Here is a 13823-nt window from a genome sequence, read left to right as displayed (position 1 = left end):
ATATTAAGGATCGGCAAACAGCGGCCGATAAAAAAGGATCAGGCATTTTGCCAGACCCTGAGCGTCGACCGAGAGAAATGTCAGACATTCATTCCCTATTCACCGGTGTCCTGCCGACCCACAACCACTTCGGCCTGCGCAATACCCAAGCGCTGGCCGGCGTCAGTCATGTGTGGCAGGACTTCTTCGCCCGGGCGTTGGCCGAGCAGCTTGGCCAGGAGCCAGGTGCGCAGCTGGCCGCCGATCCGGTGCCGGTGGATGCCTCGGTCGAACCCAGCGCCGGCAGCGACCTGCTGACGCAAATCGTCACCCAGCGTCATTGCGATGTCCAGGACACCGAGATCGCCCCGCCTGAGCCACTGTTCCTGCCGATTGCCGAGTTCGAACTGGAGTTGCTGCCACCGGCGGCCGTGCCGTTCCCGGAGGATGAAATCGTTGCCCAGCAACGCCAGCAGAACTTCGAGAGTGGCTGGGTACGGCCGATCGTCCTGACCGCCGGCCAGCCATTGCCCGAGCCAGGCCCGGCGCCGCAACCCAAGCCGCTGTTCCTGCCGATTGCCGAATTCGAACTGGACCTGCTGCCACCGGCGGCCGAGCCATACCCCGACGAGGAACTGGTGCAACAGCAAAAGGCCCTGGACTTCGATTGCGGCTGGGCCCGCCCATTGATCCTCAACAACCTGCGCCTGGCGGCCTGACCCTTAGCGGCACACCCACCAACGCCCCATATCCAAATGGAAATGGTTGCGATGGGCGGCGTTGTAATCCGGGCTCAAGACCACGTTGAAATCATTGCACGCACTGTCGCGCACCTGCCGCAAAAAACGCGCGCTGGCCCCCTCTCCTGGCCAATCCTTCAACACATTGATGCTGCGTCCATCCGCCAGGCGAAACCCGGCAATGTCCAGGGCATTGGCCGAGGCATGCTGGCTGAGTCGCCCTTCAGCCCGCCCATACATATTGCGGCAGGCAAAACTGCCGAGGTGATCGACCCGCGTCACCGCCTGGCCAAACACCGCCTGGGCAGCCGGCTGCAAGCTGTGGCGCTCGAACAGGGCAAACGCCACCGCCAAGGGGCAACTGGCGAGAAAACTGCTGCTCAACCCCACCTCCGCGCCCTGAACCCGCAACGTGTTGCGCAATGGGCAAGCCGCATCCGCCGGGCTGTCCGCTTGATGGCTGACCCGCAACCCGGAGGTTTTCAGCACCTGGTCGCACAGGGCGGGATCGTCCTGCAAGCGCCCCAGTTTGAAGCGGGTCAGCAGGTTAGGCGCAGCTTGCACATCCAAGGGCGCCCAGGGGTTCCACTCAGCGGGCAGCGGCACCCAGCCGCGCCAGATGCCTACGAGTAGGCCGCCGGCGAGTAGCAGCAACACACCCAACACTTTGAAAAAAGCCACGTCTCAACCCTTGCACAACTGATTTGCCTGGCTGAACGGCATCGAGCGCTCGGTAAAGGTAAAGGTTCCCAGTTCCTGAACCTCCCGCGCGGCCCTGAAGAACTCCCCATAGGCCGCCAGGGCCATGGCCGAGCCGACGCTGATGCGCTTGACGCCCATCTCGCTCAGTTGCGCCACCGAGAGCTTGAGGCCACCTGACATCAACACATTCACCGGTTTTGGCGCCACCGCCCGCACCACCGCCAATACTTCCTCAGCACTGCGCAGGCCTGGAGCATAAAGCACGTCGGCACCCACTTCGGCGTAGGCCTGCAAACGGCGAATAGTGTCGGGAAAATCCAGGCGACCATGTAGGAGGTTTTCCGCACGGGCCGTCAGCATGAAGGGAAATGGCAAGCTGCGTGCCGCAGCGACGGCAGTCTCGATGCGTTCAACCGACAGATCAAAGGGGTAGATCGGGTCGACCGCAATCCCGGTAGCGTCTTCGATAGAACCGCCGACAATGCCGGTAGCGGCTGCCCGCAACAGGCTCTGGGCACAACCTTGAGGCGTATCGCTGAAGCCGTTTTCCAGGTCCGCCGCCACCGGCAGCGAGGTGGCCTGAACGATCATCCCGGCGTTGCCCAGAGTATCCTCCAGCGATAGCGCGCCTTCAGCATCCGGACGCCCCAGACTGAAGGCAAAACCCGCGCTGGTAGTGGCCAGGGCTTCAAAACCGAGGCTGGCGAGCATCTTGGCGGAACCGGCGTCCCACGGGTTGGGCATCACGAATGCACGATCACGCTCGTGCAGGGCTCGAAAGGATTCGGCGCGAAGGGTTTGGGCATCCATGACTGACTCCAGGCACAAAAGAACCCTAGAGTAACCCCAGTTGCTCCACCGCGGGCTCCCGATGCAACTGCGCCAACGCCGGCAACCCCGGCAACCCCGGCAACCGCTCCATCAATTGCTGATGAAAGCGTATGGCCAGTTGGGCCGCCAGGCGGTTATCCGAGGTGTGCAGGAACACATAAGGCGTGCGCCCCTCCTCAATCCAGCCTGCGACTTTCTCAAGCCACGGCACGAGGAACGGGTCGTTGGCTTCCAGGTCCGGGTGGCCGATAAAGCGTACCTGGGGAAACTGGGTCAACGCCGCTGGCCGGGGCGGTACCTTGGGCTTTTTCGATTGGGCGTGGAGCACCGCTGCCGAAGTCGACGTGCAACTGAACAAAGCTCGTGGATCCAGGCAGATACGCTCGACCCCGCGATCACGCAGCAGGCGGTTGAGGCTGCGCTCGGCGTCACCCTTGGCGAAGAACTCACGATGCCGCACCTCCACCGCCAACGGGCGCTCCAGGCCGTCGATAAACCCTGCCAGCTCCCCCAGCCGCTGCGGGGTGAAGCTGGCCGGCAGTTGCAGCCACAACGGCGACACCCGCTCGCCCAGCGGGCTCATCAACCCAAGAAAGCTTTCGGCGGCGGGCAACTGTTCGCGCAGGTCGGCACTGTGGCTGATATCACCGGGAAATTTGGCGGTAAACCGAAAGTGCGCGGGCATGATCTCGGCCCAGCGCTGCACGGTGGCCACCGAGGGCCGCGCGTAGAAGGTGGTGTTGCCTTCGCAGGCATTGAACACTTGGCAATACAGCCCGAGAAAATCCGTGGCGCGGGCGTCTTGCGGATACAGGTACTCGCGCCAGGCGTTTTCACTCCAGGACGGGCAACCGAGGAAATAAGGCAACAGCATCAGATGTGGATATCGAGACCCAGCACTTCCATATCCCATTCGACAAAGCCGGCAGTGGTCAGGTAGCTGGCCAGGGCCGTAGCGACGTTTTTGCTCATGGAGCGCGGGAAGATCATGTCTTGCTGGCGGGCCGGAACGCCGCCGATACGCGAACCGCTGGCACCTTGGGCACGGGCGGAAACTGCCGCGCCCTGGGAGGTTTCGGGCTGGACTTCAATAAAGTCGGGGGATTCTTCGACGGACTCGTCTACCGTCACGTTCGCCTTGCGTGGCTTGCGCTTGAGGGGGTAGGACTGGGTAGAAAAGCCGTCTATACGCATACATGCAGATCCGCTATCAATGATGGCAATTTAGCGGCACTTTCCTTGGCACGCAAATGCTCTGGTGATAACTAGAACACATAAACGGGCAAAGGTTTAAACCCAGGGACAAATTCTGACGATTGGCGCGAATTGCCTGCGATCAACGGTGGGGCTCGGCAGCTCCCACACTAGAGGCTGAGCGCAATAAGCCTAGAGCCCGCGCTCGGCCTTGGTCTGTGCCACTTTATCGCGCAGGTACACCGGAGCGGCCTGATCAGCCGGGATCGCCTCGCCGCGCTCCCAGGCAAAACGCGCCAGGCTCAGCAGGTCTTCGGCATGGGGCAACATCCCGGCATCCTGGCCGGCCGTGGCCACGGCGATACGTTCGCCATAACCCCACCCCGTACCAGCGCCAAACCAGTCGCCACTGGCATCGGCCGGCAACGCGGCGGCCTCGGGCGGCTGCACGGCCTCGACGCCGACCAGGCGCATCTCACCAGCGGTTTCGCGGTAGCAGCCCCAATAGACCTCATCCATCCGCGCATCAATGGCGGCCGCGACCTGGCGTGCGCCATGTTCACGCAACGCGCGCTGGGCCAACACGGCGAGGTTGGACACCGGCAGTACCGGCCGCTCCAGGGCAAACGCCAGGCCCTGCACCACACCGATGGCGATGCGCACACCGGTGAATGCACCCGGGCCGCGGCCAAAGGCGATGGCGTCTACCGCCGACAGGGCGGTGCCGGCATCGAGCAATAGCTGCTTGATCATCGGCAGCAGCTTTTGCGCGTGCAGGCGCGGGATCACCTCATAGTGGCTCGTGACCTTGCCGTTATGCAGCAGGGCAACGGAGCAAGCTTCAGTCGCGGTGTCCAGGGCCAGCAGGGTGCTCATCGGTATGGGTGTCCAAATCGAAAAAAAGTGCGCCAGTATAAACAACAACGGCCCGCAAGCGGGCCGTTGAACGTCAAGCCAATCGTCAGATCAGTTCAGCGCTTCCAGCACCTTGGCGGTGATGGCTTCCACCGAGCCAACGCCCGGGATGTGGCTGTATTTCGGCTTGCCCTGGGCAGCCGACAGCTTCTGGTAGAACTCTACCAGCGGCTTGGTCTGGGAGTGGTAGACCGACAGGCGATGACGCACGGTTTCTTCGGTGTCGTCTTTGCGCTGCACCAGGTCATCACCGGTTACATCATCCTTGCCAGCCACTTTTGGCGGGTTGTAGACGATGTGGTAGACGCGACCCGAGGCTTCGTGAACGCGGCGACCGGCGATACGCTGGACGATCTCTTCATCTTCAACGGCGATTTCAACCACAGCGTCCAGCTCGACGCCGGCTTTCACCAGGGCTTCGGCCTGGGGAATGGTGCGTGGGAAACCGTCGAACAGGAAACCGTTCTTGCAGTCGTCCTGGCTGATGCGTTCCTTGACCAGGTTGATGATCAGGTCGTCGGAGACCAGGCCACCGCTGTCCATCACGCTCTTGGCGATCAGGCCCAGCTCGGTGCCGGCCTTGACGGCAGCGCGCAGCATGTCGCCAGTGGAGATTTGTGGAATGCCGAACTTTTCAGTGATGAACTTTGCCTGAGTACCTTTACCGGCCCCGGGAGCTCCCAGCAGAATGACGCGCATCGATGTGCTCCTCAATTTTTTATAGAGATGACGCTCGGATTCGCCGCGTGGGGCCAATCTCGTAGAATATGCTCGTAAAAATACGAATCCAGGCCGCCCAACCGGCCAAAGGCTGATCAAGATACACAGCGAGCCCTAACCACACAAGCCGCCAAAAGTCGGAAGAACCCGCACCACACAAGCCTTTTGGTCGCGGTATCCCTTGGTGCAACCCGGACACAAAACCGCCGGCACAGCCCTTTCGGGTCAGCCGGCGGTTTTGTGTGCAAGCCCTTGAGAACACGCCAGAAATGTCAGCCGGTGTTACGCAGCCCGGCGGCAATACCGGCCACGGACACCAGCAGCGCCTGTTCCAGAGGGCTGTCCTGTGTCGCCTCCTGCTGGCGGGAGCGGGCCAGCAGTTCGGCCTGCAACAGGTGCAACGGGTCGAGGTAGGTGTTGCGCAGGCGGATGAACTCCAGGGTGTCGGGGCTATGGGCCAGCAGCTGCGACTGGCCGGTCAGGCCAAGCACCACGGCGCAGGCCTGCGACAATAGGTCGCGTAAATGCGCACCCAATGGCAACAGGTCGGCTTGCACCAGACGCTGGTCATAGAGCCGGGCGATATCGGCGTCAGCCTTGGCCAGGACCATTTCCAGCATGTCGATACGGGTGCGGAAGAACGGCCATTGTTCGCGCATCTGCCCCAGCAATTCACCTTCGCCGCGCTCCAGGGCCTTGCTCAATGCCGCTTCCCAGCCGAGCCAGGCCGGCAGCATCAGGCGGGTCTGGGTCCAGCCGAAGATCCACGGGATTGCACGCAGGCTCTCGATGCCGCCGGCACGGCGCTTGGCCGGGCGACTGCCCAGGGGCAAGCGGCCCAGTTCCTGCTCGGGGGTGGACTGGCGGAAATACTCGACGAACTGCGGATTTTCCCGCACCACTGCGCGATAGGCGCTGACACCATCAGCCGCCAATTCATCCATCAAATGGCGCCAGGCCGGCTCCGGTGGTGGCGGTGGCAATAAGGTCGCCTCCAGCACTGCGGCCAGGTACAGATTGAGGTTCTGCTCAGCGATATCCGGCAAGCCGAACTTGAAACGAATCATCTCGCCCTGCTCGGTGGTGCGGAAACGCCCGGCTACCGAGCCCGGTGGCTGCGACAGAATCGCCGCATGGGCCGGGCCGCCGCCACGGCCCACGGTGCCGCCGCGACCATGGAACAACAACAGTTCCACCTGCTGCTCGCGACAGATATCCACCAGGCGTTCCTGCGCCCGGTACTGGGCCCAGGCCGCAGCCGTGGTGCCGGCGTCCTTGGCCGAGTCCGAATAGCCGATCATCACTTCCTGCGGGCCTTGCAAGCGCGCGCGATAACCGGGCAGCAGCAACAGGCGCTCGATTACCGGGCCGGCGTTGTCCAGGTCGGCCAGGGTCTCGAACAACGGCACCACACGCATCGGCCGCTGCACCCCGGACTCCTTGAGCAGCAACTGCACTGCCAGCACATCGGATGCCGCGCCCGCCATGGAGATGACGTAGGAACCGAGGGAAGCCGCCGGCGCAGCGGCGATTTCCTTACAGGTATTGAGCACTTCGGCGGTATCGGCCGAAGGTTTGAAATACCCCGGCAACAACGGGCGACGATTGGCCAACTCCTTCATCAGGAAGGTGATGCGCGCGTCTTCGTCCCAGTCCTCATAGCGACCCAGACCCAGGTAATCGGTGATTTCGGTCATCGCCGCCGAATGCCGGCTGGAATCCTGGCGTACATCCAGGCGTACCAGGAACAGGCCGAATGTCACTGCACGGCGCAGGCAATCGAGGAGCGGGCCGTCGGCAATCACGCCCATGCCGCAGGCGTGCAGGGACTGGTAGCACAGCTCCAGCGGCTCCAGCAGGTCACGATTGTTTTGCAGCACATCGGCCGGCGCAGGGAGGCTGCCGGTCAACGCCGCGTGCGCCCAATTGCGGGTGGCGCGCAGGCGTTCGCGCAGTTGTTTGAGCAAGGCCCGATAAGGTTCGACGCTATCGCCGACCTTGGCCTGCAACTCAGGGCTGGCCTGCTGCATGGACAGTTCCGAGGCCAGGTGGTCGATATCCCGTAAATACAGATCTGCCGCCATCCAGCGCGCCAGCAGCAGCACTTCACGGGTCACCGGCGCCGTCACGTTGGGGTTGCCGTCACGGTCGCCACCCATCCACGAGGCGAAGCGGATCGGCGCCGCCTCCAGGGGCAGGCGCAGGCCGGTGGCAGCGTGCAAGGCTTGATCGGCCTTGCGCAGGTAGTTGGGGATCGCGTGCCACAGCGAATGCTCGATCACCGCAAAGCCCCACTTGGCCTCGTCCACCGGGGTGGGCCGGGTACGGCGGATTTCTTCGGTGTGCCAGGCTTCGGCGATCAGCCGTTGCAGGCGTTGGCGAATCTGCTCGCGCTCGGCGCTGGTCAGGTCACGGTGATCCTGCAAGGCCAGTTGTGCGGCGATGGCGTCGTATTTCTGGATCAGGGTGCGGCGCGCGACTTCGGTCGGGTGGGCAGTGAGTACCAGCTCGATCTCCAGCCGCGCCAACTGCCGGGCCAGGGATTCGCTGCTGTGGCCCTCACTCTGCAGCCGCGCCAGCAACTCGGGCAGCACCCGCGATTCGAACGGGGCCGGCTGGGACTCATCGCGCCGATGAATCAGTTGGTACTGCTCGGCGATATTGGCCAGGTTGAGGAACTGGTTGAACGCCCGTGCTACCGGCAGCAGCTCGTCTTCCTGCAACTGGTTGAGGCTGGCGCTGAGTTCTTCACCGGCCGCTGCATCCGTGGTCCCGCCCCGGCGATCGGCCTTGGCGCCCTTGCGAATCTGCTCGATCTTGGCGAGGAACTCATCACCGTACTGTTCTCGAATCGTGTTGCCCAGCAATTCACCCAACAGGTGAACATCTTCACGCAAACGTGCATCGATATCGCTCATCAGCCAATCTCCAGCCAGGAATCCGTGATGCTTTGATCTTTAAGAGTGCCGATCAAGCCTTGGTCTGACAAGGAACTTTAAACCTTAGCGGTTGCAGCTAGTCTCAAGGGTACGTCGTCGCGTTATCCACGCTACGACTGGTCACTCATCACCGCCCGCTACCCCGGGCATCACTGAGGTTGCCATGAAAATCCGAGAATTGGCCCAGCAATGGGAAGAAACCGCCAAGGGTCGCCTGACCAAGACCGAATATGCCATCCACCTGGATGTCGAGGCCGCCGCCCGGCTGGCGGCCATCCGCGAGATGTACCCCAAGCGCAGCACCGAGGAATTGCTCGGCGAGCTGATCGGCGCCGCCCTGGAAGAGCTGGAAGCCAGCTTTCCGTATATCCGGGGCCAGCATGTGGTTGCCACCGATGAAGAGGGTGACCCGCTGTATGAAGACGTCGGCCCCACGCCGCGCTTCCTGTCGCTGTCACGGCGCTACCTGCACGACATGTCAGCCACGCCTGACGATCAGAAACACTGATCCACATTCGCTGATAAAAACCATCGCCCAGCGTACCGGGCCTTTCATAGGCCCGGCATACCGCTGCAGGTGGCAAAAGTTCCGATTTTTTATCGCCGCCCCCTCAGTCAGATTTGTTCAGATATTTTTTCGGGCAAATCGCCATCTTTGGCTGAACTATTCAAAAAAGCCTCGGGTCACAGCCAGTAAGCCATCACTTGGAACAGGCGTTTGAAAAGGCACACTGAGCTTCACCGCCAAACGCAGACGCTGAACACCGTAGATGGATTTGATGTTTTTCAGGAGTTATCTAATGGAGTTGAAGACGATGAAGACCAGCACTGCCAAATCCTCGTTTAACCACCTGCGCGGGCTCAAATTGGCCGCGTTGGCAATCGGCACCAGCTTCGTCCTCGCGGGCTGCGCCGGCAACCCGCCGACCGAACAGTACGCAGTGACCCAATCGGCCGTGAACAGCGCTGTAAGCGCTGGCGGTACCGAATACGCTGCCGTGGAAATGAAAGCTGCACAGGACAAGCTCAAGCAAGCCGAGCTGGCCATGCATGACAAGAAATACGACGAAGCCCGTCGTCTGGCCGAGCAGGCTGAGTGGGACGCTCGCGTGGCAGAGCGCAAGGCCCAGGCTGCCAAGGCCGATCTGGCGCTGAAGGATTCTCAGAAGGCTATTGAGGAGCTGCGTAACGAAGGCATGCGCCCTGCTGTGATCCAGCAGAAGTAAGCACCGCCATTGTTTGCATCGCACCCGAAATCGAATTGAAAGGACGACACCACTATGCGTAAACAATTGATGATCCCTGCCCTGCTGGCGATGAGCGTTGCACTGGCGGCTTGCTCCACCCCGCCTAACGCGAACCTGGAAAACGCACGGACCAACTTCTCGGCCCTGCAAGCCAACCCGCAAGCGACCAAAATCGCCGCCCTGGAAACCAAGGACGCCAGCGAATGGCTGGACAAGGCTGACAAGGCGTACCGCGACAAGGAAGACGAGAAGAAGGTCGACCAACTGGCCTACCTGACCAACCAGCGCGTTGAAGTGGCCAAGGACACCATCGCCCTGCGCGAGTCCGAAGCCAAGCTGAAAAACGCTGGCGACCAACGTGCCCGCGCCCTGCTCGAAGCCCGTGACGCGCAGATCAAGCAACTGCAAAGCAGCTTGAACGCCAAGCAGACTGAACGCGGGACCCTGGTGACCTTTGGTGATGTGCTGTTCGCTACCAGCAAGGCTGATCTGAAATCCAGCGGCCTGGTGAACATCAACAAACTGGCGCAATTCCTCCAGGAAAACCCGGATCGTAAAGTCATCGTCGAAGGCTACACCGACAGCACCGGCAGCGATGCCTACAACCAGACCCTGTCCGAGCGCCGCGCTACTTCGGTGCAGGTTGCACTGATCAAGATGGGCGTTAACCCAAGCCGCATCGTGACTGCTGGCTACGGCAAGGCATACCCGGTTGCCGATAACGCCAGCGTTTCGGGCCGTGCCATGAACCGCCGCGTTGAAGTGACCATCTCCAACGACAACCAGCCGGTCAAGCCACGTTCTTCGGTTCAATAACCGACTGACAGCTACTGGTCTGAAAGCCCTGCCTGTGTTCCAGGCAGGGCTTTTTTGCATAAGAACTGCGGGCAGACTCTGCGGATCAGCCGAAATTGATTTGGCTGTTGTTCTCTTGAGGCATCTGCATGCCTTGCTGCTGATCGCCACTCATCTGCTTGCGCAGCGGGTCCTCTTCCTCGTTACCACCGCCACTGCCGCCACTGCCCTGGGAGCCGCCTGCACCTCCCGCACCGCCCAACAGTTGCGCCAGGAGTTTCTTCAGCGCTTCAGGATCCATACCGCCCTGCTGCTGACCGCCTTCGACGCCCTTGCCAACCATATTGCCGGAATCCCCCATGCCGGCGCTGCCGAAGTTACCGAACCCGCTGCCACCACCGCCTACTCCATTAATACTCATAGTGATACTCCACGTAATTAAGGGTTACTCGTCAGCGCTGCTGACGACCCAATCAGTGGTGTCATACGGAATATGGTTCCAAAAACTACCGGCAGGCTCACTCCTGCAGTTGCGGGGTTTCCTGGCCCATGCAACGCACCGCCTGCTTCTTGCTGTTTACCAGCACGCCCGTCAGCCCCTTTTGCTCGGTATCGAACAGCACCAGCACACCGTCGACGCATTGCGCCACTTGGGGGGCCGGGGTCAGGGAAACTTTGTAGTCCTCGCCGGGCACGGTCTTGAGCATGGTGTAGTCGCTGAGCAGCAACGCATCCTCAGGCTTGGCGAAGTGCAGGTAGCCGTAGTACCACAGGCAGCCAACGGTACCGATGATGGTGCCGATGCCGGTGAGGATCAGGGGGATCATGTTGCGTTCTTCGCTCATTGCGGGCTCTCTGATGATTCGGTTTTAGGATTGGCAGCCGCCGGATAATTGGGAATTTCCCCCAGGCGGCGCAAACCGTTGAAATGCTGCGGATCGTCAAGATAGCGCAGCATTACGGTTTGCCAGGTCTTGTCGGCAAAGGTCTGCACGTGACCGCCCCGGGTCAGTTGCAACACCCTTGGCGGCGGCGCAGCTTGATACAGACGGATGCCGTTGGAAAGCGGCACGATCGGATCATCCAGACTGTGGAACAGCAGTTTCGGCACGCCAGTCAGCTGTGGCATGCCATGGATCGCACTGTCGGCGTCTGGCACCAGCCACGACAACGGCACCTGGAACGGCCATGTTAGCCAGGAAGTGCTCAGGGCGAATTGCCCTACATCACGATAACTGGCGGGCACGCCATCGAGCACCAGCGCTTTGAGCCGGGGCTGTCGCTCGGGGTGTGCGGCCAGGTAATGCACGGCCAACGCCCCGCCCAGGCTCTGGCCGAGGACCACCAGCGGCTGCCCTTGGGTTTCAGGGGCCTGGTCGAGCCACTGGAAGGCGGCATCCAGATCCTGGTAAATGGCCGGCAACGAAGGTTTGCCTTCTGACACGCCATAGCCGCGATAGTCCAGCATCAGCACTTGATAGCCCTGGGCCGGCAACCACCAACTGCCGCCCAGGTGCCCGGAGAGGTTGCCCCCATTACCGTGCAGGTGCAGCACCGTGCCCTTGAGCGGCACGCCGGCCTTGGCTGGCAGCCACCAGGCCCGCAACTTCAGGCCATCGGCGGTGGTCAGGGTGACGTCACGGTATTCCAGGCGCGCCTGCTGTGGACTGAACGGCAGGCCGGGCTCGGGGTAGAACAGCAGCGAGCTGCAGCCATTGAGGGTGAGGAGCAGGCATAGAATGCCGAGGAGTCTCATCCGTTGAAACCTCGCAAATGGGTGGGGACACAACCCTGATAATCAATGAAGACTAACTGTGGGAGCTGGCTGTCAGTTACTCCACCGGTGGCTGACAGACCGCGATCGCAGGCAAGCCTGCTCCCACAGTTGATGGGATTTGGTCAGAGGATATTGGAGTAATCCGCCTCGATCCGGTCCAGGCTCAGGTGGTTAAGGAAGTTGGAGAAGCACATCCATGCCGACAGCGCGTTCATGTCACGGAACTGATCCGGCAGGTATTTGGGCGGCACCACCAGGCCTTCGTCCACCAACTGGCGCAAAGTACGCATGTCTTCCAGGGTGGTCTTGCCGCAGAACAACAGCGGCACCTGCTCCAGCTTGCCCTTGCGCACGGCCAGCTGGATATAGTTGTAGACCATGATAAAGCCCTTGAGGTACGACAGATCCTTGGTAAACGGCAGCCCCGTCGGCGTCGAGCCGCGGAACACCCGGCTGGCGTTGCCGTAGCTCTCGGCCATTTCAAAGCCTTGCTCGCGGAAGAACTCGAACACCTGCAGGAAATCGGCGCCCTCTTCCACCATATGGATCGCGCGGGTGCGGTTGGTCAGCTTGCGCAGGCGGCTGGGGTAAGAGGCAAAGGTGATGATCTCCATCAAGATTGCCAGGCCTTCCTGGGTCACGGTCGACGACGGTGGGCCCTTGGACAGGAAGGTGCAGATCGGCTGGTTCTGGCCATTGAGGGTGGTGCCCACATGGACCAGCCCTTCGTGCACTTCCAGGGCCCGCACATCCCGCTCGTTGAACATCGCATCGGCGCGGATCTTGATGTAGTCGGCGCCCGCCGCCGCGTCGGCAACGATGCCGTCGGACTCAAACACGCGAATGGTTTCTTCGGCTTCGCCAAACACTTTGTTCAGGCGGCTTTGCAGCAGGCCCACAGCGTCCTTGGCGGTCAGGGTCTTGGCTTCGTCCTTGAGGTCGCCACGACCGTCGATGTTATTCAGGTAGTCGGAAAGCATCAGGCCCAGGTCGGCCAGGGTCGGGTCGCCGGCATGGAACGCATCGGAGGCGGCGCCGTAAAGCTCCTGGGAAATCAGGCCGAAATCCTCGGTGCCACGGGCTTCGAGCATGCGCACCACCATGCGGTACTCCTTGCACATGCGCCGCATGATCTGCCCGACCGGGTTGAACTGGCCCAATTGGCGGGTGATATCGCGCTCGATGTTCTGGAACTCCAGCTTCACCTTGCTGGAATCGAACGACAGTGGCCGGTTCAGGTAATAGTCGCGATCCACGGCCGGCATGTGCTTGCCCTTGCCCTGGAGGAAGCCCTTGCGAATGTTGTCGTCCCACTTCACGGCGTCGAGGACGCGAATCGGTGTCTGCGCCAGCACAATGCGATCGGACAAGGTGCGTATCGTCTGCTGGTAATCGTCCACCCGGTGCTCCCTCTTTAAACGTTATTTGCCCACATGTTTATAGCGTACGGCTTCGACAAACACGTCGGCGTTGGCCGGATCATCCAGGTAAGCCAGGATCTGGCTCATGGGGCTGTCGATCAATATGCCGTCACCTTCGACGGTATCCACGTGGCTGCCAATAAGGATTTTCTGCGCGATGGCCTGGTTGATTGCCTCGGGGTCGAGGTTGTAGACCACCAATTCGCGGGCATTATTCAATTCAAAGCCGGCGAGGATAAAATGCCCACCCAGCTTGTCCGGCAGCGGTGCCGACAGGTACCAGCGGTTGCCGTGGCGGGACACGCTGAACAAATATTCGTCGCGCTTGACCGGGTTGGTTTGCGAAGTGCTCACCGCCTTGTAGCGATGCTGTCCAGCGCGGCTGATCTGCAGGTCGAGCGGTTCGCCCCAGGCGTTCCTGCTGGCCCACTTGCCCAGCAGCGCGTCAGGTGCGGCCTCACTGGCCGGAAGGGGCTCCTTGAAGGTCACCAGGCAGCCGCTCAGGAGCAGCAACACCATTGCGGTCACAACCACACGCCAGGTTTTCATCCATCACTCCACAG

16 protein-coding genes are annotated in these 13823 nt (G+C 61.5%); 4 read left to right on the top strand and 12 right to left on the bottom strand.

The features are described 5' to 3' along the window. Nucleotides 1-77 precede the first annotated feature (77 nt). The gene (locus tag HU773_RS06580) at nt 78-698 is read left to right on the top strand and encodes a hypothetical protein (protein ID WP_057441769.1); all 621 of its coding nucleotides are present in this window, start codon (nt 78-80) and stop codon (nt 696-698) included. A 3-nt stretch (nt 699-701) separates the two neighbouring features. On the opposite strand, the gene HU773_RS06575 is transcribed toward HU773_RS06580, so the two are convergent. The 7 genes from HU773_RS06575 to ppc all read right to left on the bottom strand — a co-directional run bounded on the left by HU773_RS06575 (nt 702) and on the right by ppc (nt 7999). After that, nucleotides 702-1400 (bottom strand): extensin-like domain-containing protein, encoded by a 699-nt coding sequence (locus tag HU773_RS06575; RefSeq protein ID WP_120731787.1) that lies wholly within the window; start codon nt 1398-1400, stop codon nt 702-704. 3 nt (nt 1401-1403) lie between these two features. Continuing rightward, nucleotides 1404-2231 carry an isocitrate lyase/PEP mutase family protein gene (locus tag HU773_RS06570; RefSeq protein WP_186625586.1) on the bottom strand — a complete coding sequence of 276 codons (828 nt, stop codon included), beginning with the start codon at nt 2229-2231 and terminating at the stop codon, nt 1404-1406. 25 nt (nt 2232-2256) lie between these two features. After that, a complete protein-coding gene (locus HU773_RS06565) occupies nt 2257-3126 on the bottom strand; it encodes a DUF72 domain-containing protein (RefSeq protein WP_186625588.1) in 870 nt (289 codons plus the stop codon). Beyond that, complete coding sequence (locus HU773_RS06560) at nt 3126-3446, bottom strand: hypothetical protein (RefSeq protein WP_057441774.1); 321 nt, start codon at nt 3444-3446, stop codon at nt 3126-3128. The genes HU773_RS06565 and HU773_RS06560 overlap by 1 nt, the downstream gene beginning before the upstream one ends. Nucleotides 3447-3638: 192 nt before the next feature. Next, nucleotides 3639-4322, bottom strand: a complete 684-nt coding sequence (tsaB, locus tag HU773_RS06555; protein ID WP_186625590.1) for a tRNA (adenosine(37)-N6)-threonylcarbamoyltransferase complex dimerization subunit type 1 TsaB — start codon at nt 4320-4322, stop codon at nt 3639-3641. 90 nt (nt 4323-4412) lie between these two features. Further along, nucleotides 4413-5060, bottom strand: coding sequence for an adenylate kinase (adk, locus tag HU773_RS06550; protein WP_057441778.1), 648 nt, complete (start codon nt 5058-5060; stop codon nt 4413-4415). Between the two features lie 293 nt (nt 5061-5353). Further along, nucleotides 5354-7999, bottom strand: coding sequence for a phosphoenolpyruvate carboxylase (gene ppc / locus HU773_RS06545; RefSeq protein ID WP_057441780.1), 2646 nt, complete (start codon nt 7997-7999; stop codon nt 5354-5356). Between the two features lie 184 nt (nt 8000-8183). Between ppc and HU773_RS06540 the strand changes: the two genes are divergently transcribed. The 3 genes from HU773_RS06540 to lptF all read left to right on the top strand — a co-directional run bounded on the left by HU773_RS06540 (nt 8184) and on the right by lptF (nt 10083). Next, a complete protein-coding gene (locus HU773_RS06540) occupies nt 8184-8528 on the top strand; it encodes a hypothetical protein (RefSeq protein WP_057441782.1) in 345 nt (114 codons plus the stop codon). A gap of 292 nt (nt 8529-8820) precedes the next feature. After that, the gene (locus HU773_RS06535) at nt 8821-9246 is read left to right on the top strand and encodes a DUF4398 domain-containing protein (protein WP_057441784.1); all 426 of its coding nucleotides are present in this window, start codon (nt 8821-8823) and stop codon (nt 9244-9246) included. Between the two features lie 54 nt (nt 9247-9300). Further along, complete coding sequence (gene lptF / locus HU773_RS06530; protein WP_057958673.1) at nt 9301-10083, top strand: lipotoxin F family OmpA-related lipoprotein LptF; 783 nt, start codon at nt 9301-9303, stop codon at nt 10081-10083. Between the two features lie 85 nt (nt 10084-10168). On the opposite strand, the gene HU773_RS06525 is transcribed toward lptF, so the two are convergent. The 5 genes from HU773_RS06525 to HU773_RS06505 form a co-directional block, all read right to left on the bottom strand. Next, complete coding sequence (locus tag HU773_RS06525; RefSeq protein ID WP_057445117.1) at nt 10169-10483, bottom strand: hypothetical protein; 315 nt, start codon at nt 10481-10483, stop codon at nt 10169-10171. 97 nt (nt 10484-10580) lie between these two features. Then, nucleotides 10581-10907 (bottom strand): PA3694 family proteiin, encoded by a 327-nt coding sequence (locus tag HU773_RS06520; RefSeq protein ID WP_057441790.1) that lies wholly within the window; start codon nt 10905-10907, stop codon nt 10581-10583. After that, nucleotides 10904-11818 carry an alpha/beta hydrolase gene (locus HU773_RS06515; protein ID WP_057958671.1) on the bottom strand — a complete coding sequence of 305 codons (915 nt, stop codon included), beginning with the start codon at nt 11816-11818 and terminating at the stop codon, nt 10904-10906. Before HU773_RS06515 ends, HU773_RS06520 begins: the two co-directional genes overlap by 4 nt. 143 nt (nt 11819-11961) lie before the next feature. Continuing rightward, entirely contained in the window at nt 11962-13239 is a 1278-nt protein-coding gene (locus HU773_RS06510; RefSeq protein ID WP_057441794.1) for a flavohemoglobin expression-modulating QEGLA motif protein, read from the bottom strand. 21 nt (nt 13240-13260) lie between these two features. Continuing rightward, complete coding sequence (locus HU773_RS06505; protein WP_057958670.1) at nt 13261-13809, bottom strand: hypothetical protein; 549 nt, start codon at nt 13807-13809, stop codon at nt 13261-13263. Between the last annotated feature and the right edge of the window lie 14 nt (nt 13810-13823).

It is taken from the genome of Pseudomonas shahriarae (genome assembly GCF_014268455.2).
GTDB classification, from domain to species: Bacteria; Pseudomonadota; Gammaproteobacteria; order Pseudomonadales; family Pseudomonadaceae; genus Aquipseudomonas; species Aquipseudomonas shahriarae.
Note: the sequence above shows the minus strand (reverse complement) of the source record. Positions and strands in the feature narration are given on the sequence as shown.

What these genes read in the sequence shown, in the direction of transcription:
- HU773_RS06580 (WP_057441769.1), top strand. Translation starts at nt 78, where the DNA reads ATGTCAGACATTCATTCCCTATTCACCGGTGTCCTGCCGACCCACAAC.
- HU773_RS06570 (WP_186625586.1), bottom strand. Translation starts at nt 2,231, where the DNA reads ATGGATGCCCAAACCCTTCGCGCCGAATCCTTTCGAGCCCTGCACGAG.
- HU773_RS06565 (WP_186625588.1), bottom strand. Translation starts at nt 3,126, where the DNA reads ATGCTGTTGCCTTATTTCCTCGGTTGCCCGTCCTGGAGTGAAAACGCC.
- HU773_RS06560 (WP_057441774.1), bottom strand. Translation starts at nt 3,446, where the DNA reads ATGCGTATAGACGGCTTTTCTACCCAGTCCTACCCCCTCAAGCGCAAG.
- tsaB (WP_186625590.1), bottom strand. Translation starts at nt 4,322, where the DNA reads ATGAGCACCCTGCTGGCCCTGGACACCGCGACTGAAGCTTGCTCCGTT.
- adk (WP_057441778.1), bottom strand. Translation starts at nt 5,060, where the DNA reads ATGCGCGTCATTCTGCTGGGAGCTCCCGGGGCCGGTAAAGGTACTCAG.
- ppc (WP_057441780.1), bottom strand. Translation starts at nt 7,999, where the DNA reads ATGAGCGATATCGATGCACGTTTGCGTGAAGATGTTCACCTGTTGGGT.
- HU773_RS06540 (WP_057441782.1), top strand. Translation starts at nt 8,184, where the DNA reads ATGAAAATCCGAGAATTGGCCCAGCAATGGGAAGAAACCGCCAAGGGT.
- HU773_RS06535 (WP_057441784.1), top strand. Translation starts at nt 8,821, where the DNA reads ATGGAGTTGAAGACGATGAAGACCAGCACTGCCAAATCCTCGTTTAAC.
- lptF (WP_057958673.1), top strand. Translation starts at nt 9,301, where the DNA reads ATGCGTAAACAATTGATGATCCCTGCCCTGCTGGCGATGAGCGTTGCA.
- HU773_RS06525 (WP_057445117.1), bottom strand. Translation starts at nt 10,483, where the DNA reads ATGAGTATTAATGGAGTAGGCGGTGGTGGCAGCGGGTTCGGTAACTTC.
- HU773_RS06520 (WP_057441790.1), bottom strand. Translation starts at nt 10,907, where the DNA reads ATGAGCGAAGAACGCAACATGATCCCCCTGATCCTCACCGGCATCGGC.
- HU773_RS06515 (WP_057958671.1), bottom strand. Translation starts at nt 11,818, where the DNA reads ATGAGACTCCTCGGCATTCTATGCCTGCTCCTCACCCTCAATGGCTGC.
- HU773_RS06505 (WP_057958670.1), bottom strand. Translation starts at nt 13,809, where the DNA reads ATGAAAACCTGGCGTGTGGTTGTGACCGCAATGGTGTTGCTGCTCCTG.